The following is a 25,280-nucleotide window of genomic DNA, read 5'->3' as shown; positions in this document are numbered from 1 at the left end:
GTCATCCAGCCTGCTTGTTGTCATCAAGCTGAACCGTGCGAAACAGCTCTTGGATTTCTTTCCTGCTGAGGGTTCTGTAACTTCCGGGTGTCAATCGTCCGACTTTGAGGGGGCCGTAGCGGGTGCGTTTGATCTTGAGCACCGGATGTCCGACCGCGTCGCACATGCGTTTGATCTGCCGATACCATCCCTGATGCATTACTATTTTGATCCAGGCTTTGTGGGGCAGCACGCGCAGAATTTCCACCTGTGCCGGAGCGGTCCTGCCTTCATCCAGCTGAATGCCCCGGCGAAGTTCATTCAAAGCTTTTTCGGTGGGGTGTCCCGCGACTTTCACTTCATACGTTTTCGTTACTTCAAAGCTGGGATGCTGCAGGCGATGTCCCAGAGCTCCGTCATTGGTGATGACCAGCAGACCCTCTGCGTCGTAGTCCAGACGGCCAACCGGAAATACGCGAACGGTGAGATCCGTCATGAAGTCCATGATGGTCTTGCGCCCCTGTGGATCGTTGAGCGTTGTCACACAATTCTTTGGTTTGTAGAACAAAAAATATACTTTTTCAGAAGAGACCGCAATGGGCTGCCCGTCAACCAGGATTTCTTCCCTGTCGGGATCTACTCGAACCCCCAGCGCATTCACGACAACCCCGTTGACTTCCACCCTGCCCTGCCGGATCATCTCTTCGGCCGCACGCCTGGAAGCCAATCCGGCCTGGGCGATCACCTTCTGCAAGCGGATGCTCGACATATCAACGAAAAACATTCAAGCCAATGGTGTCTCTCACCTCCGCCATGGTTTGAGCCGCCACGGACCTTGCCTTGGCCGTTTCGTCGCGGAGAATTTGCGTCACCCTGGCCATATCACGTTCCAGTTCAAGCCTTTTTTCCCTGATGGGCCGGAGCCTGGCCAATACGTTCTTGATGAGGATCTTCTTACAGTCGATGCAGCCAATCGCCGCCGTTCGACACCCTTGCGCAACGTGGTCCACTTCGTCGGCCGATGAATAGATCTTATGATAGGCAAACACGGGCGACAGCTCAGGGGTTCCGGGATCATGCCGGCGCACTCGGGCGGGATCGGTCATCATCCGCAGTATCTTCTCGCGAATGATCTCTTCGGATTCGGTGATGTAAATGCAGTTGCCGTAACTCTTGCTCATCTTTCTCCCGTCGGTGCCGGGCAGCACCGGGACTTCTGTCAGCAGTGCATCGGGAACCGGAAAGACTTCACGTTCATACAGGAAATTGAACCGGCGGGCGATCTCGCGCGTCAACTCGACATGCGGCAGCTGATCTTTGCCGACGGGAACACCGTTGGCCTTATACATGATAATATCAGCCGCCTGCAGCACCGGATAGCCCAGAAAGCCGAAATTGCCGAGGTCTTTCTGTTCAATTTGCTGTTGTTGCTCCTTGTAGGTCGGATTCCTTTCCAGCCAGGGCAGCGGCGTGATCATGCCCAGCAGCAAATAAAGCTCGGCATGTTCTTTGACTTCCGACTGGATGAACAAGGTACATTGATCCGGATCGAGGCCTGCGCTGAGCCAGTCGAGTGCCATTTCCCAGACGTTGCCGTGGATCTCCTCCGGACTCGCATAATCGGTGGTGAGTGCGTGCCAGTCGGCGACAAAGAAAAAGCAGTCGTACTGTTTCTGCAATTGAATCCAGTTTTCCAGAGCACCGTGCAGGTTTCCCAGATGAAGTCGACCAGTGGGGCGCATGCCACTCAAAATCCGCTTCTTTTCCATCATGTTGTCCAATTCTCCTTACCTTCTAGCCCAGCAACAGTTGCATAAACACTGCCAGTACAGGTCTCACAATGTACCCCCACACTCCGGTAGCAATCAGCAGCAAGACAATCAGGATGCCGAATCGTTCCAAACGTTCCAGCTGGAACGCGAGGGCCGGCGGCAAGAGTCCAACCGCAATCCGCCCGCCGTCCAGCGGGGGAATCGGCAGCAGATTGATGACCATAAGCACCAGGTTGAACTGCACCGATATCCCGGCCATCAGGAAAATCGGCTCGGCAACCGAGCCCATGATGCTCTCTGCCGGGATCCAGCCGCTCTTAAAACCGGCAAATATCAAATGATAGATGGCGGCGCTTGCCGCTGCCATGAGAAAATTCGTCATGGGGCCTGCCATGGCCACCCACGCCATGCTGCGACGACCTCCGGTGAGATTGTTGAAGTTGACGGGAACCGGCTTGGCCCAGCCAAACAGGAAGGGAGCCTTGGTAAAGAGCAAAATAAGTGGAAGAATGATCGTTCCCATCAGATCAATATGCACTATCGGATTGAGAGTGATGCGCCCCATCATGCGGGCCGTTGGATCGCCAAATTTTTCTGCCATCCAGCCGTGCGCTACTTCGTGTGTGACCACCCCGAGGAGCAATGGCACGGCATAAAGACTCACATTCAATATGAAATTTTCGATTACAGACTCCTTGTCAAAGATTCCGGCATGGGGATTCACACGCTATGGCCCCAAGCACGACTCCAACTCGAGCAGCTCCGGCTTGTCCAGAAGATCAGCAAAGTTGTCTTTCAAGAGATTCAGTTCGTCCTGTCTATCCTTGATCTTTCCATCCAGGCGTGCATCCAGCAATTCGTCAAGAATTTCACGGTAAACGGGTCCGGGAGCAATCCCCAGGGCCTTCAGATCCTTCCCTCTCAACTCGGTTTTCACGTGCCGATAGCGATGCAGGTAATGGCTGACGGCCTTGCGCACTTCTTCCTTCTGGGTCCTGGCCATCATGAACAGGAGCTCTTCAGGCTTAAAGGGCTGAAGTGCACGATAGATATCACTCGGCTTCAAATCAGGCAACTGCAAAAAGTTGTGCAATACGGTGTCCACATGTTCGTAAGTCCACAAAATACGGACCTGCTGACTTCCGGTCAGTTCCAGACGATCCCAGACTTCTTCCAGTCGCTGCGGCGAGAGGCCGGAAAGCAATCCCAGCAGATAAACCCACCAACGATCCAAAGGCTCATCCAGAAAGCTCAATTCATACCACGAGATGACTTCCCTGAGCAGGGTAAAAAACTCTTCGGTTTTTTGATCAAAGTGCATTTTGGATGAAAGAATAGGCAACACACCAAATTCTGCCATCCGGCGAATCGCCGGAAGGGGATCGTCTTCCATCAAGATCAGCTGAATTTCATGGAAGAAACGGTGCCCCCAAAGCTTTTCGATGAGACCCATCTGGACCGCGTTGCGAATCAGTGAGGCGGTCTGTTTTCCGATGCGGAAACCAAAGCGCTGTTCGAACCGGATGGCGCGGAGAATGCGGGTCGGATCCTCGACAAAGCTCAAGCTGTGCAACACCCTGACAACTTTTTCCTTGATGTCCCTCTGGCCCCCGAAAAAATCGATCAGGTGACCAAATTCATCGGGTCCGAGGGATATGGCGAGGGTATTGATGGTGAAGTCGCGGCGGTAGAGATCCATCTTGAGGGAGCCGAATTCCACAATGGGAAGGGCCGCCGGATATTGATAGTATTCGAAGCGCGCCGAGGCCACGTCCACTCTCAGTCCATCCGGGAAGATGAGGACCGCGGTATTGAACTTCTTATGATAACGTGCGCGCACTCCGTATTCTTCGGCAAACAGTTTGGCAAATTCGATGCCGTCCCCCTCCACCACTATGTCGATGTCCAGATTGGGCCTGCGCAGCAAAAGATCCCTGACAAAGCCGCCCACCGCGTACGCCTGACAGTTCAATCGTTCGGCCAGCTTGCCCGAGTTTTTCAATATCCTGATGATTTCCGATGGTAGCTGTTCATGCATCACGGCAACGATATTTTTGCGCTTCGGCCAATGGCCTTCGTCGAGATCCTCATACAGGGCGGTCGGTATGTTTGAATGATCGGAAACCAGATAGTTGAGCAGATCTCTTCGCGTAATGACCCCTCTTACCTCTCCCTTGTCCGTGACGGGCAGAATGCGCTGTTGATTTTCCACCAGGTAGGTCTGAATTTCGAGCAACGTTGCCTGCGGGGATACAGTGCCAAAATCGGAATTCATGAACTCACGTACTTTCTGATCTTCCAAACCATGAAAAACCGCTTTTTCCACCACCTGCCGGTTGATGAGACCGACTAGGGCGCCATCGTGCATGACCGGCATGGCGTTGATGTTGTACTTGACCATGGTGTTGGCGGAATCTGCTATATCCGCGTCTGCTTCGGTGGATATGACCGGGCTGTTCATCAAATCCGCCGCGGTGGGGAAGGGCCGAACATAACTCTTGAGCACCTCCAGCAGCCGGTCCTCTGCCTGGATCAACGTCAAATCACGGATTGTGGCGGAAGCTGCGGTAGAATGTCCTCCACCCCCAAAATAGGCAGCGATCGCTCCCGCATTGACCTCGGGGATACGGCTTCTGGCAACGAGGTAGATCCGATCCTCCATTCTTCCGAGCGCAAAGACGACATCCAGGTTCTCGATATCTTTCAGCTTGTGTACGAGAACCGCGAACTCCCCGACATACTTATCCGCGGATACGCTCGCCACGCACACCTCAACGCCGTGCACGTTATAGGTTCGCGCCGATCGAATGAGGTCATTGAGCAAGCCCACCTGTTCCGCGGTCAGTTCTTGCGTCATCATGTCGGCCACCACGTTCAGGTCGGCTCCGGCGCGCCGCAGGTAAGCGGCCGCTTCGAAATCTTCGGGCGTTGTCGAATTGAATGTAAAGGAACCGGTATCTTCGTAAAGGCCCAGGCTCATTATGGTGGCTTCCTCGGGAGTGACTTCCAGACCGTTTTCACGGATGAGCCGCGAGAGGATGGTGACGGTTGCCCCCATCGGCTCGATCACCACCAGGTCACCTCTGATGTCGTCTTCTGCAGCAGGATGGTGATCGTAGATGTGGATCTCTACTCCCGGGCGTTTGATCACCTCATCGAATTTGCCGATGCGCGAAACCTGGCGCGTATCCACCAGAATCAGCTTGTCTACCTGAGCCAGATCCACCTCGCGCAGCCGCCTGAAATCATACAGGTAGGTTGTGGATTTGACAAAAAACTCCCTGAGGGTTCGCTCCTGTGATCCGGGAAACACCAAAATCGCATCCGGATAGAGCTTCTTGGCCGCTATCATCGAAGCCATGGCATCAAAATCCGCGTTGACATGTGTCGTGATCACTTCCATGTGCTGTGCCTGCTCCCCCTACCCTCCCTTATCAGCTGCACCGCAGCACCTTGCCGCTGCGTGCACCCTTCCCCGTTTCGCTTCGTTTTGCACCCCCTCAAGGCCTGGGGTGGTGCCTTTTATGGATTTCCTTCAACCGGCTGCGTGCCACGTGGGTATAAATCTGCGTGGTGGATATGTCGGCATGCCCCAGCATGGCCTGCAGCGATCTGAGATCCGCACCGTTTTCCAACAGGTGCGTCGCAAAAGAATGACGCAGCATGTGCGGCGTCAAATTCTGTTCTATGTTTGAGAGCTTTGCATAATGTTTGATGATCTTCCAAATCCCCTGGCGGCTCAACTTCCTCCCGCGGCTGTTGAGAAAAACTTCCATGGTCTGCTCGTTCCTGCGCAGAAGCTTTCGCCTGCCCTCCTCGAGATAGAGCTGTACCGCTTCCACCGCCCATTCTCCCATCGGCACCAGTCGTTCTTTGTCTCCCTTACCGCGCACCACCAGGTATCCTGGATCGAGATGCACTTGCTGCAGCTGCAGACTGACCAGTTCACTGACGCGCAGGCCCGTGGCGTAAAGCAGTTCAAACATGGCTTTGTCTCTCTGACCACGAGGGGTTTTCAGATTGGGGCCTGCGAGCAGATTCTCCACTTCCACAGGAGAAAGCACGTGGGGCAGCGCGGCACGGAACTTGGGAAAACGGATACCTGCAGAGGGGTTGCGCGCAATCCTTCTATCGCGCGTCAGATATTTAAAGAACGAGCGCATCGCCGCCAGTCTTCGCGCCCTGCTGCGGTGACTCAAATTCGTTCCCAATGATTCCAGATAGCCATGGATATGTTCCGGGGCCACATCGCCCCATGATACGACATTGCGATTGATCAAAAATTCCACCAGTTCCCGCAAGTCACTGCTGTAGGCGGTGAGGGTATTGGCGCTCAGGCCTCGTTCGACCGTGAGATAATCCAAAAACAAATCCAGTTCGCCTTGCATCCGTTCCTCAAAAAGCCCCGGATGGATACACTAACGATGACTGTCCAGTTGATCCAGGGCATCCCGAATAATCCTTGCGCTCTTTTTCAGCGCTGCTCTCTCTTCGTCATTCAATGCGGGCATAAAGTTGGACAACACACCAGTGCCGCCGATAAGATGCGGCAACGACAGGGTCACGTCGGCAACGCCTTCAACCTCGGCCATTGGAGCCGAAACGGTGAGGAGAGACCGCTGGTCCCGCAGGATGACCTTCACAATGTGCGATACGGCACCCCCGATCCCGTAATAGGTGGCCCCTTTACCCTGGATGATATGGTAAGCCGCCTGGCGCACCTTATCATCGATTTCTCTGCGCAGTTGGGCGTTGGATAGAAAGCGCGGCAACCGGCTGCAATAGTCTTTATTGGCCAGGCAATATTGCTCCATCGGCAGGCCCCCAATTTGCACCGAGGACCAGGCCAAGACTTCCGAATCTCCGTGTTCACCCACCACGTAAGCGTGTACATGGCTGGGGTCGACTCCCAGGTGATCTCCCAGCAGGGCGCGAAATCTTGCGGTATCCAGGGTGGTCCCTGAACCCAACACATGACCGGGTGCGGCTCCGTTTTCCACGGCATAGCGCGCTGCCAGATGGGTCATGATATCCACCGGATTGGTGACGACCAGTAAAATGGCATGAGGCGCATGCGTGAGAATGTTCGGAATGACCTCCTGGAATACGGCGGCGTTGCGCTGAAGAAGCTGCAACCGGCTTTCTGCGGGCTTCTGTGCAACTCCCGCCGCGACAATGACAACCCTGCTCCCGGCCAGATCGGGGTAGTCGCCCGATCTCACTCGCAAGGCATGCGTGAAAGGCACCGCGTGAAAGATGTCGTCGGCTTCAGCCTGGGCGCGCGATGCATTCTTATCCACCAGAACGATTTCTCTGCCTATTCCTCGAATCACCATTGCATAGGCACATGTGGCTCCGACAAAGCCGGCACCCACTACACCCACTTTCATGGGATATCCTCCTCTTTCATCAGTTGGAAAAAGCCACCCCATCCACTCCACGGTATGTTAGTAAACAACGTCTATTCTCAAGGTAAGCATTCTTCCCCCGGCATCATTTATCCGGACGCAGCATGATGTCTCAACCCTTGCCCGAAAACTCCCCGTGGAAGCGTCCGCGGATTGCTCGAAAAAGAGCAGGAAGACTGCCGGCAGGAAGAAACGTGCTCTCGCCTGGATGGAATTGGGATGCGAAAATGTATTGAAGGTCCTCGGACGGGACTGACGGCAAATCTATCGATCGCGTAGCCGAAGGCCTGCCTGCTGTCGCACCGGCATCTGCGGGTCACCGCGTGGCGGGATACCAAAAATTACTCATGTTCACCGCGCTGCCCTGATCGGGTGAGCGTCGGATCGAATAACGCGCACACCTCGGGATTGGAAAAGCCGCGCACATAGATGAACAGCCACCAAACGGCCAATGCGCTTTCCACAATGGAGTCAAGCAGGTATATGGGTGAAATTTGCCCACCGACCACATACACGACCTCGATCAAAGTCAGGGCGATGGCGCTCCCGATCCCCAGCAGAAATATCTCCAGTGTGACACGCCATCGTATTCCCGCAGTGAACAGAGTCATTCCTATGACGATGAGCAGCAGTGCAACCGTTCTAACCAACCAGAGGTCGGTCTTTGGCCCGGTTGCCGATTGAAAAGAATTGATGCCAAGCATGGGCCACAGCCCGCCCAGAACGTAATAAATTCCCTGCCCCATCGCCAAGTAGGCGTGAGAAACCCGGGCAAATAATCGCAGCAATTTACCAATCTTACCCTCGGCGCCCTTGTTGGTATTTTCGCTCATGGTGTTCTCCCGTCACTTGGTTGAAAGTCTTCTACGGCCTGATTGCAGGCGGTCAGGAGGCCAATTTGCTTGCCCTTTTTCCGCCCCCATTGTAATTTCGGAACTGCTCCTTGCAGACTTGAATTTATCGCATTTTTGCGGCCGTACAACAACCCTTTCTCTGATCACAGCGGAACCGGCAAGCGTGCCAAAGGCTTTCGTCGGATCAATGAAAGTCACGTTTGCCGCGGGTTGGAGTGATTCTTGATGTCTCGTGTAAGAGTATCCATCTGGCTGGCAGAATTGGGCGGCATTGGCAAGAGCCCTTTTGCACCCGGCACGGTAGCATCGGTCCTCACCGGCATACCGGCCGCTTATTGTTTGTCCTTTATCCCTCGAGCGTGGCTCGCCGCCGTAATGCTGTGCCTTTTTGTTGTAGCCTGCTACGCGTCCGAAATAGCCGAACGGCACGCCGGTCGGGTCGATCCCGGCGCAATCGTGATCGACGAGCTGTTTGGTTATCTGGTTACGGTGATCGGTTTTCCACTGGGCTGGAAACCTATCCTCCTTGGCCTGATTTTATTTCGTCTGTTCGATATACTGAAGCCATGGCCGATCGGCCTGCTCAACAAGGAAATTCCCGGCGGAATCTGGATCGTATTGGACGACGCAGCGGCAGGCGGCTGCGCTCGTCTTGTTCTCTGGATGACCCTGATGATCTGGCCGTGAAAAGTCTCATGGCCATGGCCGCTATTTGATCTCCGCATGATAGTCTTGCAGTGATTTCATCGTGCCGTGACCGCGCCGAAAGGCTTCGATCCCTCTTACCGCCGCCTCTGCAGCGGCAATGGTTGTGATGTGAGGCACCTTGTATTTGATGGCTGCCTTGCGGATATAGGAATCATCGTATTTGCTCAGTTTGCCGCTGGGTGTATTGATGATCAGGTCAATGTCACCATTTTTGATAGCGTCGACGATGTTCGGTCTCCCCTCGTGCAGCTTATCGATTGGCTCTGATTCGACGCCGTTTTCCGCAAAGAACTGTTGTGTTCCGCGCGTCCCTCTGAGCGTGAATCCCAGCCTGAGAAACTTCTTGGCGACCTGCAGGGCGGCGTGTTTCTCCTTGTCGGTTACGGTGATGAGCACACACCCTTCGGTCGGCAGATGCTGCATGGCGGCCTCCTGCGCCTTGTAGAAAGCCAGGCCGAAGGAATCCGCCATGCCCAGGACTTCTCCCGTAGACCTCATCTCCGGTCCCAGGAGGGGATCAACTTCGGGAAACATGTTGAAGGGGAAGACCGCCTCCTTCACACCGTAGTGGGGAATATGGCGTGAGCTGAGGGAGAAGTCGCTCAGCCGTTTCCCCAGCATGATCTGCGTGGCGATGCGCGCCATCGGAATGTTGCACACTTTGGATACCAGGGGCACGGTGCGTGAAGCTCTGGGATTGGCTTCCAGTACGTACACGATATCCTGTGCAATGGCGTACTGGATATTTATCAGCCCCAGCACATTGAGCTCCATGGCAATTTTGCGGGTGTATTCGCGAATGGTTTCCAGGTGCTTGACGGGTATGCTTATGGGGGGGATCACACAGGCGGAATCTCCAGAATGCACCCCGGCCAGTTCGATGTGCTCCATGACCGCCGGCACAAACGCATCAATACCATCGGAAACGGCGTCCGCTTCCGCCTCTATGGCATTCTCCAAAAACTTGTCGATCAATATGGGGCGGTCGGGTGTGACACCGACCGCAGCGGACACATACTCTTTCAGCATCTCGTCGTCGTGCACCACTTCCATGCCGCGGCCTCCCAACACATAGGACGGTCTGACCATTAATGGGTAGCCGATTTGCGCCGCCACCTGCAGCGCCTCCTCGAGGCTCGCCGCCATGCCCGATTCCGGCATGGGAATGGCGAGATCTTCCATCATTTTTCGAAAGCGGTCGCGATCCTCCGCCAGGTCGATAGCTTCATGCGAGGTGCCGATGATCCTGACTCCGGCCTCGGCCAGTTCCCTGGCAATGTTGAGGGGCGTTTGCCCACCGAACTGCACAATGATCCCCTCGGGCTTCTCCTTGTCATAAATGCTGAGCACATCCTCAACCGTTATGGGCTCGAAATACAATTTATCGGACGTGTCATAATCCGTCGACACGGTTTCCGGATTGCAGTTCACCATGATGGATTCGTAACCGGCGTCACGCAACGCGAAGGCAGCGTGAACACAGCAATAGTCGAATTCGATGCCCTGGCCGATACGGTTGGGACCTCCTCCAATCACCATCAGTTTCGGCCGGTTGCTGGCCGGCACCTGATCGGGAGCGTTGTAGGTGGAATAGTAATAGGCGGCGTTTTCCACTCCGCTTACCGGTAGCGCATGCCAGCCCTGATTGATATCCAAAGCCTTGCGCCGCTCACGGATGTCCTGTTCGGGAATGCCCAACAAAGATGCCAGGTAACGATCGGCAAAACCGTCCTTTTTGGCCTGTTGCAGCAGGTGATCGGGCAGCATCCGGCCTTTGTATTCGAGAATGGATTCCTCAAGGTTGACCAGCTGTTGCATTTGTTCGATGAACCAGGGTTTGATGTGCGTCTTTTGATACAGGGATGGAATGCTTGCCCCCTTCCTGAGAGCCTCATACATGATGAATTGGCGCTCGCTGGTGGGTTCGGACAGCATTTCCATGAGCTCATCCAGTGACCTTTGATGGAAATCGCGCGCAAACCCCAGGCCGTAGCGTCCTATCTCGAGAGAGCGGATGGATTTTTGAAAGGCCTCCTTGTAGGTCTTGCCGATGCTCATCACTTCGCCCACGGCGCGCATCTGGGTGCCCAGCCGGTCTTCAACGCCCTTGAACTTTTCAAACGCCCAACGGGCGAATTTGACAACGACGTAATCGCCCCATGGAGCGTATTTTTCCAGGGTCCCCTCTCTCCAGTAGGGAATCTCGTCGAGACTGCCGCCGCCGGCCAGTTTGGCGGAAATGAGGGCGATCGGAAAGCCGGTTGCCTTGGAAGCAAGGGCCGAGGATCGTGAAGTCCTTGGATTGATTTCGATCACCACCACACGCCCGCTGTTGGGATCGTGGGCAAACTGGATGTTGGTTCCGCCGATGACTTCTATGGCTTCTACGATGTCGTATGAATATTTCTGCAGGCGCTTCTGCAACGCCTCGTCAATCGTGAGCATGGGTGCGGTGCAAAAGGAGTCGCCGGTGTGGATTCCCATGGCATCCACATTTTCGATATAGCAAACGGTGATGCGCTGGTTCTTGGCATCCCTGACCACTTCCAGTTCCAGTTCTTCCCAACCCAGCACAGACTCTTCCACAAGCACCTGCCCCACCAGGCTTGCAGCAATGCCTCGGCTTGCCACCGTGCGCAATTCTTCCACATTGTACACCAGACCGCCGCCGGTACCGCCCAGAGTGTAAGCGGGACGAATCACCACCGGATAGCCGAGTTCGGCAGCAATCTCTTCAGCTTCCTCGACACTGAAGGCGGGTCGGCTCTTGGGCATTTCTATGCCGAGCCGCTCCATGGTCTGCTTAAAGGCAACCCTGTCTTCACCACGCTCAATGGCGTCTCCCTGTACTCCGATGATCTTCACGCCGTACTTGTCGAGGATGCCGTGGCGATGCAACTGAGCACTCAAATTCAATCCGGTCTGACCGCCAAGATTTGGCAGCAGAGCGTCGGGGCGTTCTTTGTCAATGATTTTCTCCAGTGATTCCAAAGTGAGTGGCTCGATGTAGGTGACGTCCGCCATACCGGGATCGGTCATGATGGTGGCAGGATTTGAGTTCACCAGCACAATTTCGTAGCCCAGTTCGCGCAGGGCTTTGCATGCTTGGGTGCCCGAGTAGTCAAATTCACAGGCTTGGCCAATGATGATTGGTCCTGATCCAATGATCAAAACCTTGTTGATGTCTTGTCGCTTTGGCATGTGGTATCCCTTATCTTCCTGTCTGTTAGTCTGCCTTATTGATTTGCCCTCGATCGTGTTCCGGCCCATGATTTCAAGGTCAGCGATGATACTTTTTTTGTCCGCCAATGTACACAAAAAGATCCGAGAGGCTCATTCACGAACCCATGAGCTGCACTAACAACCATGCGATATTTTGAAAAAAGCGCCGGTACGTCAAGGTGGCTCACTGTGCACTGAGAACCATGAAGCGGGGGTCATGGGTGATTGGCGTTGCTGGACGACGGCGTTTACAGCCGCGGCAGCGGGATTCCTTCAGAAAGCTTCACAGGAAAAGAAAAAATAGGGAGAAAATTGTTGACAACAATTGATTGAGTGGATATGAAGTTTGTAACACATAGTAAGATCCTGTCACACATAATGAACATTTTGGATTGGCAATATGTCGCCTGTGAAAGACAAAAAATATTTTCAAATCGGTTCCCTGGAAAAGGGCATGACGATTTTGGAATTACTCGTCAACAGCGAGGAAATGTCGGTATCGGAAGTGGCCGCCAGGCTGCAGATGAATCGCAGCGCCAGTCATCGCTTTCTGGCAACCCTGCGGGAAATGGGCTACGTGGAAAAAAATGCCAACGGACGTTACCAGGCATCTTTCAAGATATTTGAATTGGGGATGAAGGTCGCCGAACGGTTTGAGATTCGCCGTATGGCCCGACCTTATTTGAGAGAACTGCAGCAGGCATATAATGAGACCGTCAATCTAGGCTACTGGGACGGACGTCAAATCATCCACCTGGATAAAGTTGAAAGCCGCGAAATTTTGCGCATGGACCCCGGCATTGGAACACCCTCTCCGGCCTACTGTACCGCGCTGGGCAAAGCCATCCTGGCCTTCCTGCCGGAATCAGAAATCAATGCATACCTCGATTCGGTCACATTGGCTCCCCTCACTGCGAATACCATCACTTCAATACAGCGCCTGAAAGAGGAGTTGCACCTGACGAGGCAGAGGGGTTACGCCATTGATGATGAAGAGCTCACCCGCTGGCTGCGCTGCGTCGCTTCCCCTGTCCTTAATTATGACGACCGCCCGGTTTTTGCCATCAGCGTATCGGGTCCAACATCGCGGATGACGGATTCATTGGTGGAAAAAATATCCATCGATGTGCAGCGCATTTGCGAACAGCTTTCCCATTACCTCGGAAAAACAGAACTTGGAAAATAGGCTCATCGTTAAGGCCATAATGCAGTCGATGCGCAATCGAACACTCACATCAAAAGGAGACCACAACAATGGCGAAGAAGAAGCTCTCACGAATTGACCTGAAGAAGATGAAGGATTCCGGAGAAATCGCAGTATGGATCACCGCCTACGATTACTGGACCGCGAGGTTTGCCGAAGAGTCCGGTATGGACATGATTCTGGTCGGTGATTCTCTCGGAATGTGCATTTACGGGTATGAAGGCACGGTCCCTGTGACCATGGACCAATGCATCTATCATTCCGAAGCCGTCCGCAGAGGAGCACCCAACACTTTTATTATTGGGGACATGCCTTTTCTTTCCTACCAGGTGAGCATCGAAGAGGCGGTGCGCAACGCCGGCCGTTTTTTTAAGGAAGCCAGGGTCGATGCCATTAAGCTGGAAGGCGGAATGAGGGTCATTCCCCAGATCAAGGCCATCGCCGATGGCGGTATGCTGGTGATGGGTCACATTGGCCTGACCCCTCAAAGCTCGGGGCAGCTAGGTGGCTTCAAGGCGCAGGGGCGGACCGTCGAGACCGCCATGGAACTGATCGAGGACGCTCATGCCATAGAGCAGGCCGGTGCCTTTGCCCTGCTGGTCGAAGCCGTTCCCCCCGAAGTCTGCCGGATCATGCGCGACGAACTCTCCATCCCCGTTTACAGCATTGGGGCGGGCATCGAAGCCGATGGGCAGCTGATGATCTGCAGCGACGTGCTCGGAATCTTTCAGGCATTTACGCCCAAATTTGTCAAGAAGTACGAAAACCTTGCGGAAAAAACCATCAACGCTTTCCAGGAGTACGTGCAGGAAGTGCGCAGCAAACAGTTTCCGCTGGATGAACACACCTACAGGATGGTCGCGGGAGAGCTCCCCAAGCTGCAGGAAAAGTTGAAATCGCGCTGATATCGCAAGAATTTAAGTAGAATTTCATTGACACAGATAAGCGGTCATCAAATCCACTCAAACCAAGAGGAGCACAACGGCATGTCTGAAACATTAAAGAAGATTCGAGATTTTATGGAAAAAGAAGGCGTTCCCGGTCGCGACGCTCATGATCTCCCCTCCTCCGCCAAGACCTTTCCCGACGGCGCCCACTACCGTGTGGAAATCGCTGGAGTCGAGCGTGCTTCCACCATGGAGGCAATGATTGACGAAGCGAGGAAGAGAAAGGTAACCATTCATCGGGCAGTAGCGACCGTCGGCGGGTCGACTTTCTGCGACTTCGAGGAACTGAAGGCCATCGCCCAGATGGCTTACGATGAAAAAATCGAAGTGGTCATGGTGGTCGGCCACCGCAAAGCCTGGGATACCGGCTCGAAAGAGCTATCCACCTTTGAGGGCGGGATGCAAGGCTTCAGGCTGCGGGGTTCGGACAACATTGCCTATCACATCGCGGACATGCTGAGGAATGTGGAGGCCGGCATAAGAGGGTTTCTGGTCTATGATGAAGGGGTTCTCGCCATACTCAATAAAATGCGTGCGGAAGGATTTCTTCCCAAAGAGACCATTTTCAAGTTCTCCGTGTTTGGTGGATACTGCAGCGCCGCCGGCGCCAAAGTGGTTGAGTCGATGGGCGCCAACTCATTGAATCCCATTTCGGATGTTTCACTGCCGATCCTCGGGAGCATGCGCCAGGCGGTTGACATTCCCCTGGATATTTACACCATCATCGTGGATTCCTTCGGCGGTATGTTCCGCGCCTATGAAGCACCTGAAATGGCCCGGATCGCCGCCCCCTGCTACTTCAAGTATGAACCCGGGACCTCCGAGGGCGACATTTACAAACCCTGGGTGACCGAAAGCTGGCATCAGGAGTTTATTAGACAAAAAGTGAAGATTGCCGCCATCGTGCAGGAAATCATGGAAAAGCACGCGCCGCGCCTGAAAACATCGGCCAAGGGAGCCGCGGATCTGGTCATGGCAAAGGTCTAACATTTGGAAATAACGCTTTATATGGTGTTGATTACATTGCTTGGATGATGCCGGTGCGGCCTGGTTGAGTGTTTATTCTCCTGCTCCAGCCGCACTTTCACCTGCCCGTCAAAAAATATGCCTCTTACAAAGGATAAGCCATGGACACGGATAACGTATTTCAAGTCGCTCTCAACACTTTGAATCAAGCTGGAAAGATTGGACATATCGATTCCCGGGTGCTGGAAGTGTTGCAAGCTCCTAAAAGGATCAATGAATTTCGCATCCCGCTCAAGCTTGAAGACGGTTCTTTCCAGGTCTTTCAAGCCTTTCGAGTCCACTACAGCGATGCTTTGGGGCCATGCCGCAACGGCACCCGCATTCGGCCCAATCTGACACTGGACGAAATCAAGGCACTCGCCATTTTCATGACCATCAAACACTGCGCCGCAGACATTCCCGCGGGAGGAGCGAAGGGCGGCATCAAAGCCGATCCGAGCAAGCTCTCGCGAAACGACATGGAACGTTTGATCCGCGCGTTCGTACGGAATCTGCAACCGCGGGGGCCGTGGGTGGACGTTCCGGGAGCCGATATCGGCACGGGCGAACAGGCCATGGCGTGGATGTTGGACGAATACGAACAAATTCACGGTTATCACTGCCCGCCAGCGATCAATGATAAACCGCCGATCTTGGGGGGATCGTTGGGTGGGGAGGCCGCCACCGGACGCGGTGTGTTCACGGTGCTGACTGCTGCTGCGGCTGAGAAGAAGATGGATCTCGCCAAATGCAGAGCCGCTGTGCAGGGATTTGGACAGGTGGGATCGGTGGTTGCGACCATGTTGCACGAAGCGGGCTGCAAGGTGGTTGCAGTGAGCGACGTCTTTGGCGGGGTCTATGCCCCTTCCGGGATCGACATCAACGGGCTTTCCGAGCACGTGGCCGAAACCGGGAAAGTGGTTGATTTCCCGGGAACCGAAGCAATCAGCAATGAAGAAATCTTCGCCGCAGACTGTGAAATTCTGGTTCCCGCTGCTGTCCAAAGCGTGATTCACAGGGGCAATGAGAAACAAATCAAGGCCTCTTTGATTGTCGAGGCCGCCAATGGTCCAGTGACCACAGAAGCGGATGAGGCTCTGACCAAACGGAGCATAACCATTGTGCCGGATGTGGTTGCCAACAGCGGAGGGGCGACGGTGTGTCATTTTGAGAGGACCCAGGGATTGTCGGATGAATACTGGGATCTAAATACCGTCAATCGAAAGCTCGAACAGCGCATTCTCAAAGCCTACAAGGATGCCTCCGAAACTGCCGGTGAATTCAACATACCATCGTTGCGCATTGGCGCCTGGATCCATGCGCTGCAAAAGCTCGAAAGGGCCATGCAGCTGCGCGGCTGGGTTTAGGGATTGCCAATAGAACCGTTTTGGCAAGCGATTTTGAATGGGAGGAAATCTATGGCACTATTTGCAACAAGCGAATATTTGGAGAGGATTGGCAAGACCAAGAGGCAAATGGCCGATAAGAGCATTGACGTGCTGTTGGTTGCTGATCCTGCCAATATGAATTACCTCACGGGCTATGACGGCTGGTCGTTCTATGTACCGCAGGTGGTGGTGGTTGCAGCGGACTTGGAGCAACCCATCTGGATAGGCCGGGGCATGGATGCCAACGGCGCAAAGCACACCACTTTTCTCGCACCGGAAAACATCATCGGTTATCCCGACAACTATGTGCAGTCCCCGATCCGCCATCCGTATAACTTCGTGGCCGATGTGCTTAGCGAACGCGGACTGCGGAACAGAACCATCGGGCTCGAGATGGACGCCTACTACTTCACAGCCAAGTGTTTGGGAGAACTAAAAAAAAGTTTGCCGCAGGGCAAATTCAAGGACGCCGACCTGCTGGTCAACTGGGTCAGAAGTGTCAAGTCACCGCAAGAAATAGAATACATGAAACAGGCCGGGAAGATCATGGAAAAGGTCATGCAAACGGCCATTGATACGGTCGCTCCCGGCGTTCGCGAATGCGATGCGGTGGCGGCCATCTATCAGGCCCAAATGAGCGGGACCAGCAAGTTCGGTGGCGATTATCCCGCCATCGTTCCCATGATGCCCACCGGTGAAAAGACGTCAACGCCGCACCTCACCTGGACCGATGATCCCTACCGGAACGAGACGGCGGTGAATTTGGAGCTCGCCGCCTGCCGTCACCGTTACCATTCCCCGCTGGCGCGTACCATGTACCTGGGAAAGAAGCCGCCACAGAAATTGAAGGATACGGCTGAGGTTGTGGTGGAAGGTCTGCATGCCGCCCTCGATAAAGCCAAACCGGGAGTCGTCTGCGAAGAAGTGGAGCTGGTCTGGCGGGAAACCATCGCCAAGGTGGGTTTGGAGAAAGAATCGAGGATCGGGTATTCGCTGGGACTCAATTATCCCCCCGATTGGGGAGAGCACACCGCCAGTCTGCGGCCGGGCGATAAAACCGTTTTGCAGCCTAACATGTGTTTTCACATGATCCTGGGAATGTGGATGGACGATTGGGGATTTGAATGTAGTGAATCGTTTCGCGTCACCGAGAACGGCAGCGAAACTTTTGCCAATTTCCCCAGGAAGCTGTTCATCAAAGAATAGAGGATCCCGGGTCCTGCAGCGTATTCCAGAAGTATGGAGTCAATCATGACCGCTGACGTACAACAACCAAAACTCAACGTTATCAAACGAATCCTTGGCAAAGTGGACCCGCTGCTGATGCACGTGGAAGAATACATCCTTTCCTACGGCATCATAATTCTGGCGTTGCTGCTGGTCGGCAATGTTTTCAGCAGGGTCCTTTTCAATTACAGCTGGCAGTTCGTGGAAGAAATTGCCCAGACCATCGTCATCTTTGTGACTTTCCTGGGGTTGGGTTACTGCGTGAGAAAAGCCCGCCATATTCGCATGACTGCCATCTATGACATGCTGGGCGACCGAACCCGGAAGGTTTTTATCATTGTTATTTCTGCTGTAACCGGTGCCACCATGCTGCTGCTGGCCTATTGGTCAGCCATTTACGCATGGAATACCTATCTGCGGGCCAGTGTGACTCCATCTCTCAGGATTCCCCTGTACTTTATCTACTTTTGGGTGCCATTCGGCTTTTTCATGGCGGCCGTCGAGTACATTTTGACGATCTTCAAGAACCTGAAAGAAAAAGAAGTCTATCTATCCATTGAGCAGTTGGACATCTATGAAGATGAATGCTTGCTGGAAGTCCCTTGCGAATTCACTCCCGAGACGATGCCTGGAGAGGAGCGCAAGCCATGATCTACCGGGCGCGGCAAGGACAGGCAAGTTACGGCGAAGCCATCGGCATTCTCCTGCTGGATACTTACACCCCCTTCATTCCTGGTGACGTTGGCAACGCCACCACCTACCCCTTCCCCGTGCGATTTCAAAAAGTGCCCGGCTTTACTGTAGAACGCGCCATCCGGAAAGATCCCACCGCCTTTGATTCTCTTCTTGCCGCCGCCTTAGAACTGGAGTCACAGGGAGTGCGCGCGATAACGGGTGACTGCGGCTACATGCTGATTCACCAGCAAGAGCTCAAGAAGCGCGTCAATGTGCCGGTTTTCTTGTCGAGCCTCCTGCAGATCCCTTTTATTACCGGCATCATCGGCAGCGACAAAAAGCTTGCCGTCATCTGCGCCGATTCCCGCCAGATGAGCCCTGAAATCATCGGAGAGTTCCTGGGGTTAGAGAATACGCAGCATCTGGTTGTCAGGGGCATGCAGGATTGTCCGAGCTTTAGTGCAGCCATTCTCGATGAAATCGGATGGTTGGACGCTGCACAAATAGAGCGGGAGATAGCGGCGAAAGCCAAACAGATGATGGAAAACGAGTCGCAAATAGGGGCTTTCCTTTTGGAATGCAGTTGCTTACCGCCTTACAGCGCGGCCATCCTGGATGCCGTTGGCCTGCCCGTTTTTGATTACGTAAGCATGATTAATTACGTCTATTCGGCGGTTGTTAAACAAAGCTTTCACGGCTTCATGTAACGAAACCTTTTTGCGGATCGTTTCCCAGTAAGGAAAAAGCTATGGTTACTATAATGATGGTCATTATGATCGGGGCGTTGTTGTTGAGTTTTCCGTTTATGGTTGCGCTGATCGTGGCTCCCGTAGTGGTCTTCGAACAATATTTTCCGTTCCTGAAAAAAACCATACTGATCCAGCAGACCATCGGAGGGGTCACTCCGCTGGCTCTGATCGCAGTGCCCATGTTCATCTTCGCCGCCGACATCATGACCGCGGGTCATTCTGCCGACAGGCTGTTGGACCTTGTCAATAAGTTCATCAGGCACATTCGAGGGGGTCTGCCGATCGTGACCGCGGCCGGATGCACCCTGTTCGGAGCAGTTTCCGGATCAACCCAGGCGACGGTGTGCGCCATCGGCGGCCCGCTCCGCCCAAAGCTTCTGGAAGCCGGCTATTCAAGCGGTTTTGCAACGGCTTTGATCATCAATGCGAGTGACATTGCCTTTCTCATTCCGCCGAGTATCGGGATGATCGTTTATGGAGTCGTCACCGGAGCATCGGTGGGCGAATTGTTCATCGCCGGAATCGGTCCGGGGTTTATGATTCTTCTCATGTTTTCCGCCTATTCCGCCATTTACTCTAAAATCATGGGCATCCCGACTCTTCCCAAGGCAACCTGGAAGGAACGTTTTCTGGCCATGAAAGGGGCGATCCTGCCGTTGGGATTTCCCGCAATCATCATCGGAGGCATCTACGGCGGAATTTTCAGTCCAACCGAAGCCGCCGCCATTTCAGTGCTCTACGCTTTCATTCTGGAAGTCTTGGTCTATAAAACGGTTTCCCTCAAGCAGATCCCCGGCATAGCCTTGTCCACGGGAATCGTGACTTCGGTTGTCTTCATCCTGGTGGGAGTGGGAACGGCTTTTTCCTGGACTATTTCCTTTGCCAAAATACCCAGCATGCTGCTGCCGCAACTGCTGGGTAGCGACCCTTCGCAGCTCTGGATTCTTTTCGTTATATCGGTGGCTTTCTTTGTCGGCTGTATGTTCGTGGATCCCATTGTTGTGATCATTATCCTGTCGCCCATCTTTCACCCGGTCGCCGTCAACGCCGGCATCGATCCGGTTTTGGTCGGCACCATCGTCACCCTGCAGTGCGCCATCGGATCCGCGACCCCGCCCTTTGGGTGCGACATTTTTACGGCCATAGCCATATTTCGTCGACCCTACCTGGAAGTGGTCAAGGGAGCTCCACCTTTTCTTTTCATGCTGCTCACGGCCAATGCTTTGCTCATATTCTTCCCTCAAATCGCATTGTTTTTGCGTAACCTGGCTTTCCGATAGCCCGCTGTAAAAGAAGGAAAATTTATGGAGATAAAAAAAGAAGTATTGGAGCTGAATGAGGAGGTCATTAAATTGAGGAGAGACTTCCATCAGCACCCCGAGCTCGGCTTTGAGGAATTCAGAACCTCGCAAACGGTTATGGAATATCTCGATAAGCTTGGCCTGAAACCCAAACAAATCACCAAGACCGGCGTGGTGGCCACACTTTACGGCAAGCGTGCGGGGCTTACAGTGATGCTGCGGGCGGACATGGATGCCCTGCCTGTACAGGAAGAAAACGAGGTTTCCTACAAGTCAGTCCACGATGGAATCATGCACGCCTGCGCCCACGACGGCCATACCGCCATGCTACTGGTGGCGGCAAAAATTCTGTGCCGACATCGGGACGAATTGGCGGGCAATGTCAAGTTTGTATTTGAACCCAACGAAGAAAACGTGGCGGCGCTGCAGATGATTGAAGACGGTGTGCTGGAAGATCCCCCCGTGGATGCCTGTTTCGGCATTCACCTCTGGTCCACGCTGGAATCGGGTAAGATGGCCATAACCGCGGGTCCGGTCATGGCCGGCATGAATCACTTCGATCTTGTCATCAAAGGCAAAGGCGGCCATACGGCAACACCCCAGAACTCGATCGATCCCATTCTTACCGCAGCAAACGTCATTCAGGCGGTCCAGGCCATTCAAACAAGAGAAATCAGTGTGTTGCAGCCAACGATCATTATGTTCGGACAAATCGAAGGCGGCACGGCCTCCAATATTATCCCCGACAAGGTGACCATCAAGGGCACCATGCGTTTTCTGCACGCAACCAGTGAGGGCGAGGAGGGGCCTGAACATCGCTTCGAGCGTATTGTGGCCAACACGTGCAAGGCCTATCGGGCCGATTACCAACTGGATTTCGTATCGGGACATCCGACTCTGGTGAACGATCAAGCCTTGACAGAAGTGGTCAGATCGGTCGCCCGGAAAGTATTGGAAGAATCGTGTGCTGCCGAAAAGATTGTGTCCTACGTTTCGTTGGCGGGCGAGGATTTCTCAGAGTTTGCCGCCAGAGTTCCGGGAGTTTTTTATTTCATTGGTGCAGGCAATCGTCAGAAACAAACCGATTTCCCCCATCATCACCCGCGCTTCAACATTGACGAAGATGTGCTGAAGCTTGGAGTAGAAATGCACGTGAGAACCGCGATGCACTATTTGAACCGCGAGCATAACATGGAAGAAAGGGGGTGAACAGGAACGACCTTTTGTTTCTTGCGAGCAATCGGGCACCATCAGGTCTACGGTCGGTGTCCATCGGGAAACCCCGCAACTCAACTTTGTGCGGCTGCCCCTTTGGGTAAGCAGGGTTTCCTTTAAACCATTCAACCATTCAACCACCAAGGAGTTTCACATGAAAAGACGACATCTCATGACAGTAATCTGCCTCTCCCTGGCTCTGGTATTCTTATTCGGATTCCATGCGGCCAAAGCATCCGCTGCCAAATATAGCTGGCGTTTCGCTCTGGAAGAAATCGAAGGGAGCATGCAGGACGCTTTTGCCAAAAAGTTCAAGGAAGTAGCCGAGCAGAAGTCGAATGGTGACATCCAGGTCGATATTTATCCCTACGGTCAGCTCGGCACTTCCAGTCAAATCACCGAGCTCCTGCAAAACGGCGCGGTGGAGTTCGCCTTTCAATCGCCGGGACATTTGGGTTCCTACATCCCCGAAGTACAGATCTTCTCGGTGCATTATCTGTTCCCGAGCAATGAAGAAGTGATCAAAAAGGTCCTGAAGGAAAGCGCCGCTCTTTATGATACCCTGGGCCATTGTTATGAAGCAAAGGACTTCAGGCTGCTCTCGATCATTCCTGAAGGCTGGCAGATCTGGACAACCAACAAGGAAATTCGTAAACCGGACGATTTCGAAGGTTTCAAAATGCGGGTCATGACCTCGCCACTCCTGGTCGAAGCGTATAAGGCTTACGGAGCCAGTCCCACACCCATGCCCTACTCGGAAATCTACAGCGCGTTGCAGCTAAAGATGATTGACGGCCAGGTGAATCCCTACTTTGCCATCGAGGAAATGAAGTTCTACGAAGTGACCAAGTACATGATCAAAGCCGATCAATTGATGTTCATCTGCACCTTCGTGAGCAACAATGAGTTCTATAAAAACCTCCCCGACGATATCAAGAAGATCGTGGATGAAGCATCGGCTGCAGCGACGGATTTCATCTTTTCTTATCAGGATAAGCTCAACGAGGAGAGAAAGGGAAAGATCCTCAAGGCCAAGCCATCCATGGTTCACTACGAGCTCACTCCGGAAGAGCGGGCAGCTTTTCAGGAAAAAGCCATGGTGGTGCGGGACAAATACGTTGAAATCGGCGGCCCGCAAGCCAGGGAAATCCTCGATTCGCTGGTGAAGGAAATCGAAAAGGTCCAAAAAGAGATCGGTTCATAGCGAGCAAACGGGCTTCTCTCGTTTTTCACTGAGCTCGCAGCTCATGAATAGAGTCACGAAATCGACCTTGGCAGGACCAAACTCCGCCCTGCGAGGGAACCATCTTGGGGGCGGGTTTTTGGTCCTTGCTGGAGAGCTTGGGTTAGTGTGCTGAAGCAAGTCATAATATCGCATAGTCAGGAGAACGCGCATGCAACAGAGCGAAATTTCTCTGAAGGAGATCTACAGAGCAAAAGAAAGAATATCATCAATTGCCTGGCAAACTCCTTTGATTCCGTCCCCATCCTTATCCGAACTGACGGGCGATTCGGTGTATTTGAAGTATGAAGGGCTGCAGCCCACTGGGTCTTTCAAGATTCGCGGGGCCGCCAACAAACTGCTGAGTTTATCCGAAGAAGAAAAGTCGCGCGGGGTCATCGCATTTTCCACCGGCAACCACGGACGGGCTGTGGCTGCGGTAGCTAAGCAACTGGGCATACGCGCCGTTATTTGCCTGTCCAATAGAGTCCCTCAATACCGGGTGGAAGCCATGCGTCAGCTGGGTGCGGAAGTGGCGGTGCACGGAGTCAGTCAGGATGAAGCATACGCCTATGCGATCGAGTTGCAGCGCGAACAAAAGCTGACAATGATCAAGCCATTTGACGATCCTTTTATAATTGCGGGTCAGGGGACCATCGGGTTGGAGCTCATGGAAGACCGGCCCGACATTGATACCGCCATCGTGCCGGTGTCGGGAGGCGGATTGGTTGCGGGGATTGCTTTCGCCCTGAAGTCGGCGGACCCGTCCCTGCGTGTGATCGGAGTTTCCATGGAGTGCGCACCGGCTATGTATCATTGCTTGAAAGAAGGCCGCCCGGTTGAGATAGAAGAAAAAGACAGCCTGGCGGACGCGCTGCTTGGAGGGATCGGCCTCGACAATCGTTACACGTTTCCCATGACCCAGACCTACGTGGACGATATGGTCTTGGTCTCGGAAGATGAGATTGCCCGGGGCATGTTTTTCGCGCTGGACAAACATCATCTGGTGGTGGAAGGATCGGGCGCGGTAGGGATCGCTGCTCTGCTGTCGGGGAAAACCGCGAATCTCGGAAAGAATATCGCAGTGGTGATGAGCGGAAGCAATGTGGACATTGCCTTGCTCACCCGGATTGCCGTTGAGCAGCAATCACCCGGCACCTGAGTTCACCCTGTAGACCGATTGGGCACGGAGGCATTCCATGCTTTACTTTGAAGTATCAGAGTACCAGGAACGGTTGAGAAAAACCAAAGAAGCTATGCAGCAGCGCGGCATCGAAGTATTGCTGGTTACCGATCCTGCCAATATGAATTACCTCACCGGCTACGATGGCTGGTCGTTTTATGTGCATCAGGGAGTCATCGTGGCACTGAACCGGCAAGAACCGATCTGGTTCGGCAGGCAGCAGGACAGCAACGGAGCACGCATCACGACCTGGCTGCAGGATCACAATGTGCGCGGCTACACCGACGACTATGTGCAATCCCAGGTGAAGCACCCGATGAGCTTCGCGGTCGATCTGCTCAAAGAAATCGGCTGCGACCGAAAAGATCTCGGCGTGGAAATGGACAATTACTACTTCACCGGCCGCTGTTTGGATCAGCTGCGGCATGATCTGCCAAATGATACCATCAAGAATGGTGATCTGATTGTGAACTGGGTTCGCAGCATCAAATCCGCCCAGGAGATCGACTACCTGCGCATGGCCTCGAGAATTGCAGAAAAGGTCATGCAAACGGCTGTCGATTCCATTGATGTCGGGGTGCGGGAAGGCGACGCCGCAGCCAATGTTTACCATGCCCAGATAAGCGGAACAGCTGAGTTCACCGGCGACTACAGTGCCATCATTCCCATAATGCCCTCCGCCCTCAGAACTTCCACCGCCCACTTGTCCTGGGTCGATAGAAAGTATGAAACAGGCGATGTAGTTCTGCTGGAACTATCGGGATGCAAGAACCGGTATCACGCCCCTCTCTCCAGAACAGTCTATCTCGGTAAGCCGCCGGCGGAACTCGACGAGATCGCCAAAGTGGTCATCCACGGCCTCAACAGGACACTGGACTTCATCAAACCCGGCGTGACCGCTGAACAGGTTGAAGAAACCTGGCGACATGCCATTGCCGGCAGCCGCGTGGTGAAGGAATCACGCGTTGGCTATGCATACGGGTTGAATTATCCTCCCGATTGGGGGGAGCACACCATCAGCCTGCGACCCGGAGACCGAACTGTTCTCAGGCCCGGTATGACCATACATTTCATGCCGGGAATCTGGCTGGATCGATTTGGCTTCGAGTGTAGCGAACCATTTCTGGTGACGGAAAATGGCTGTGAGACATTTGTGGATTTTCCAAGGCAGCTTTTTGTCAAGGAATAACGACCGGACTTAATGTGACGCAAAACAATCCC

General features: G+C 53.7%; 21 protein-coding genes. 13 read left to right on the top strand and 8 right to left on the bottom strand.

Translation table 11 applies throughout. The features are described from left to right. Position 1: 1 nt before the first annotated feature. The 7 genes from K1V27_RS07125 to K1V27_RS07095 form a co-directional block, all read right to left on the bottom strand. Positions 2 to 763 carry a pseudouridine synthase gene (locus K1V27_RS07125; protein ID WP_258928937.1) on the bottom strand — a complete coding sequence of 254 codons (762 nt, stop codon included), beginning with the start codon at positions 761 to 763 and terminating at the stop codon, positions 2 to 4. Beyond that, the gene (gene trpS, locus K1V27_RS07120) at positions 750 to 1,748 is read right to left on the bottom strand and encodes a tryptophan--tRNA ligase (RefSeq protein WP_353740546.1); all 999 of its coding nucleotides are present in this window, start codon (positions 1,746 to 1,748) and stop codon (positions 750 to 752) included. Before trpS ends, K1V27_RS07125 begins: the two co-directional genes overlap by 14 nt. Before the next feature lie 25 nt (positions 1,749 to 1,773). Continuing rightward, positions 1,774 to 2,475: a site-2 protease family protein gene (locus K1V27_RS07115; protein ID WP_258928934.1), complete on the bottom strand. Its 702-nt coding sequence runs from the start codon at positions 2,473 to 2,475 to the stop codon at positions 1,774 to 1,776. A 3-nt stretch (positions 2,476 to 2,478) separates the two neighbouring features. Continuing rightward, complete coding sequence (locus K1V27_RS07110; RefSeq protein ID WP_258928932.1) at positions 2,479 to 5,154, bottom strand: CBS domain-containing protein; 2,676 nt, start codon at positions 5,152 to 5,154, stop codon at positions 2,479 to 2,481. 97 nt (positions 5,155 to 5,251) lie between these two features. Further along, positions 5,252 to 6,139 (bottom strand): site-specific tyrosine recombinase XerD, encoded by an 888-nt coding sequence (gene xerD, locus K1V27_RS07105; protein ID WP_258928930.1) that lies wholly within the window; start codon positions 6,137 to 6,139, stop codon positions 5,252 to 5,254. Positions 6,140 to 6,169: 30 nt separating this feature from the next. Beyond that, positions 6,170 to 7,141, bottom strand: coding sequence for an L-lactate dehydrogenase (locus K1V27_RS07100; RefSeq protein ID WP_258928929.1), 972 nt, complete (start codon positions 7,139 to 7,141; stop codon positions 6,170 to 6,172). Between the two features lie 359 nt (positions 7,142 to 7,500). Continuing rightward, on the bottom strand, positions 7,501 to 7,992 hold the full coding sequence (locus K1V27_RS07095; protein ID WP_258928928.1) for a hypothetical protein: 492 nt from the start codon (positions 7,990 to 7,992) through the stop codon (positions 7,501 to 7,503). Between the two features lie 246 nt (positions 7,993 to 8,238). On the opposite strand from K1V27_RS07095, the gene K1V27_RS07090 reads away from it, so the two are divergent. Then, positions 8,239 to 8,700: a phosphatidylglycerophosphatase A family protein gene (locus tag K1V27_RS07090; protein ID WP_258928927.1), complete on the top strand. Its 462-nt coding sequence runs from the start codon at positions 8,239 to 8,241 to the stop codon at positions 8,698 to 8,700. A gap of 21 nt (positions 8,701 to 8,721) precedes the next feature. On the opposite strand, the gene carB is transcribed toward K1V27_RS07090, so the two are convergent. Next, positions 8,722 to 11,922 (bottom strand): carbamoyl-phosphate synthase large subunit, encoded by a 3,201-nt coding sequence (gene carB / locus K1V27_RS07085; protein ID WP_258928926.1) that lies wholly within the window; start codon positions 11,920 to 11,922, stop codon positions 8,722 to 8,724. A 421-nt stretch (positions 11,923 to 12,343) separates the two neighbouring features. Between carB and K1V27_RS07080 the strand changes: the two genes are divergently transcribed. From K1V27_RS07080 to K1V27_RS07025, 12 genes are all read left to right on the top strand, one after another. Then, on the top strand, positions 12,344 to 13,129 hold the full coding sequence (locus tag K1V27_RS07080; RefSeq protein WP_258928925.1) for an IclR family transcriptional regulator: 786 nt from the start codon (positions 12,344 to 12,346) through the stop codon (positions 13,127 to 13,129). 68 nt (positions 13,130 to 13,197) lie between these two features. Then, positions 13,198 to 14,052 (top strand): 3-methyl-2-oxobutanoate hydroxymethyltransferase, encoded by an 855-nt coding sequence (gene panB / locus K1V27_RS07075; protein WP_258928924.1) that lies wholly within the window; start codon positions 13,198 to 13,200, stop codon positions 14,050 to 14,052. 81 nt (positions 14,053 to 14,133) lie between these two features. Further along, complete coding sequence (locus K1V27_RS07070) at positions 14,134 to 15,081, top strand: hypothetical protein (protein WP_258928923.1); 948 nt, start codon at positions 14,134 to 14,136, stop codon at positions 15,079 to 15,081. 140 nt (positions 15,082 to 15,221) lie between these two features. Further along, on the top strand, positions 15,222 to 16,466 hold the full coding sequence (locus tag K1V27_RS07065; RefSeq protein WP_258928922.1) for a Glu/Leu/Phe/Val family dehydrogenase: 1,245 nt from the start codon (positions 15,222 to 15,224) through the stop codon (positions 16,464 to 16,466). A gap of 51 nt (positions 16,467 to 16,517) precedes the next feature. Next, complete coding sequence (locus K1V27_RS07060; RefSeq protein WP_258928921.1) at positions 16,518 to 17,693, top strand: M24 family metallopeptidase; 1,176 nt, start codon at positions 16,518 to 16,520, stop codon at positions 17,691 to 17,693. Positions 17,694 to 17,738: 45 nt separating this feature from the next. Next, positions 17,739 to 18,365, top strand: a complete 627-nt coding sequence (locus K1V27_RS07055) for a TRAP transporter small permease (RefSeq protein WP_258928920.1) — start codon at positions 17,739 to 17,741, stop codon at positions 18,363 to 18,365. Then, a complete protein-coding gene (locus K1V27_RS07050) occupies positions 18,362 to 19,096 on the top strand; it encodes an aspartate/glutamate racemase family protein (protein ID WP_258928919.1) in 735 nt (244 codons plus the stop codon). Before K1V27_RS07055 ends, K1V27_RS07050 begins: the two co-directional genes overlap by 4 nt. A 41-nt stretch (positions 19,097 to 19,137) precedes the next feature. Beyond that, positions 19,138 to 20,418, top strand: a complete 1,281-nt coding sequence (locus tag K1V27_RS07045; RefSeq protein WP_258928918.1) for a TRAP transporter large permease — start codon at positions 19,138 to 19,140, stop codon at positions 20,416 to 20,418. A gap of 24 nt (positions 20,419 to 20,442) precedes the next feature. After that, positions 20,443 to 21,648 carry a M20 metallopeptidase family protein gene (locus K1V27_RS07040; RefSeq protein ID WP_258928917.1) on the top strand — a complete coding sequence of 402 codons (1,206 nt, stop codon included), beginning with the start codon at positions 20,443 to 20,445 and terminating at the stop codon, positions 21,646 to 21,648. 160 nt (positions 21,649 to 21,808) lie between these two features. Next, positions 21,809 to 22,858, top strand: coding sequence for a TRAP transporter substrate-binding protein (locus K1V27_RS07035; RefSeq protein WP_258928916.1), 1,050 nt, complete (start codon positions 21,809 to 21,811; stop codon positions 22,856 to 22,858). Positions 22,859 to 23,048: 190 nt separating this feature from the next. Beyond that, entirely contained in the window at positions 23,049 to 24,038 is a 990-nt protein-coding gene (eutB, locus tag K1V27_RS07030) for a hydroxyectoine utilization dehydratase EutB (RefSeq protein WP_258928915.1), read from the top strand. Between the two features lie 37 nt (positions 24,039 to 24,075). After that, a complete protein-coding gene (locus K1V27_RS07025; protein WP_258928914.1) occupies positions 24,076 to 25,248 on the top strand; it encodes a M24 family metallopeptidase in 1,173 nt (390 codons plus the stop codon). The last annotated feature ends 32 nt before the right edge of the window (positions 25,249 to 25,280 follow it).

It is taken from the genome of Desulfoferrobacter suflitae, from assembly GCF_022603395.1.
GTDB classification, from domain to species: domain Bacteria; phylum Desulfobacterota; class Syntrophobacteria; order Syntrophobacterales; family Syntrophobacteraceae; genus Desulfoferrobacter; species Desulfoferrobacter suflitae.
This window is presented reverse-complemented; position numbering and strand designations above follow the sequence as displayed.

Coding starts and splice junctions, on each gene's coding strand:
- K1V27_RS07110 (WP_258928932.1), bottom strand. CDS start 5,154: ATGGAAGTGATCACGACACATGTCAACGCGGATTTTGATGCCATGGCT.
- K1V27_RS07100 (WP_258928929.1), bottom strand. CDS start 7,141: ATGAAAGTGGGTGTAGTGGGTGCCGGCTTTGTCGGAGCCACATGTGCC.
- K1V27_RS07095 (WP_258928928.1), bottom strand. CDS start 7,992: ATGAGCGAAAATACCAACAAGGGCGCCGAGGGTAAGATTGGTAAATTG.
- K1V27_RS07065 (WP_258928922.1), top strand. CDS start 15,222: ATGGACACGGATAACGTATTTCAAGTCGCTCTCAACACTTTGAATCAA.
- K1V27_RS07025 (WP_258928914.1), top strand. CDS start 24,076: ATGCTTTACTTTGAAGTATCAGAGTACCAGGAACGGTTGAGAAAAACC.
- K1V27_RS07060 (WP_258928921.1), top strand. CDS start 16,518: ATGGCACTATTTGCAACAAGCGAATATTTGGAGAGGATTGGCAAGACC.
- carB (WP_258928926.1), bottom strand. CDS start 11,922: ATGCCAAAGCGACAAGACATCAACAAGGTTTTGATCATTGGATCAGGA.
- panB (WP_258928924.1), top strand. CDS start 13,198: ATGGCGAAGAAGAAGCTCTCACGAATTGACCTGAAGAAGATGAAGGAT.
- K1V27_RS07125 (WP_258928937.1), bottom strand. CDS start 763: ATGTTTTTCGTTGATATGTCGAGCATCCGCTTGCAGAAGGTGATCGCC.
- K1V27_RS07055 (WP_258928920.1), top strand. CDS start 17,739: ATGACCGCTGACGTACAACAACCAAAACTCAACGTTATCAAACGAATC.
- K1V27_RS07070 (WP_258928923.1), top strand. CDS start 14,134: ATGTCTGAAACATTAAAGAAGATTCGAGATTTTATGGAAAAAGAAGGC.
- K1V27_RS07050 (WP_258928919.1), top strand. CDS start 18,362: ATGATCTACCGGGCGCGGCAAGGACAGGCAAGTTACGGCGAAGCCATC.
- trpS (WP_353740546.1), bottom strand. CDS start 1,748: ATGGAAAAGAAGCGGATTTTGAGTGGCATGCGCCCCACTGGTCGACTT.
- K1V27_RS07080 (WP_258928925.1), top strand. CDS start 12,344: ATGTCGCCTGTGAAAGACAAAAAATATTTTCAAATCGGTTCCCTGGAA.
- K1V27_RS07045 (WP_258928918.1), top strand. CDS start 19,138: ATGGTTACTATAATGATGGTCATTATGATCGGGGCGTTGTTGTTGAGT.
- K1V27_RS07040 (WP_258928917.1), top strand. CDS start 20,443: ATGGAGATAAAAAAAGAAGTATTGGAGCTGAATGAGGAGGTCATTAAA.
- K1V27_RS07090 (WP_258928927.1), top strand. CDS start 8,239: ATGTCTCGTGTAAGAGTATCCATCTGGCTGGCAGAATTGGGCGGCATT.
- xerD (WP_258928930.1), bottom strand. CDS start 6,139: ATGCAAGGCGAACTGGATTTGTTTTTGGATTATCTCACGGTCGAACGA.
- K1V27_RS07035 (WP_258928916.1), top strand. CDS start 21,809: ATGAAAAGACGACATCTCATGACAGTAATCTGCCTCTCCCTGGCTCTG.
- eutB (WP_258928915.1), top strand. CDS start 23,049: ATGCAACAGAGCGAAATTTCTCTGAAGGAGATCTACAGAGCAAAAGAA.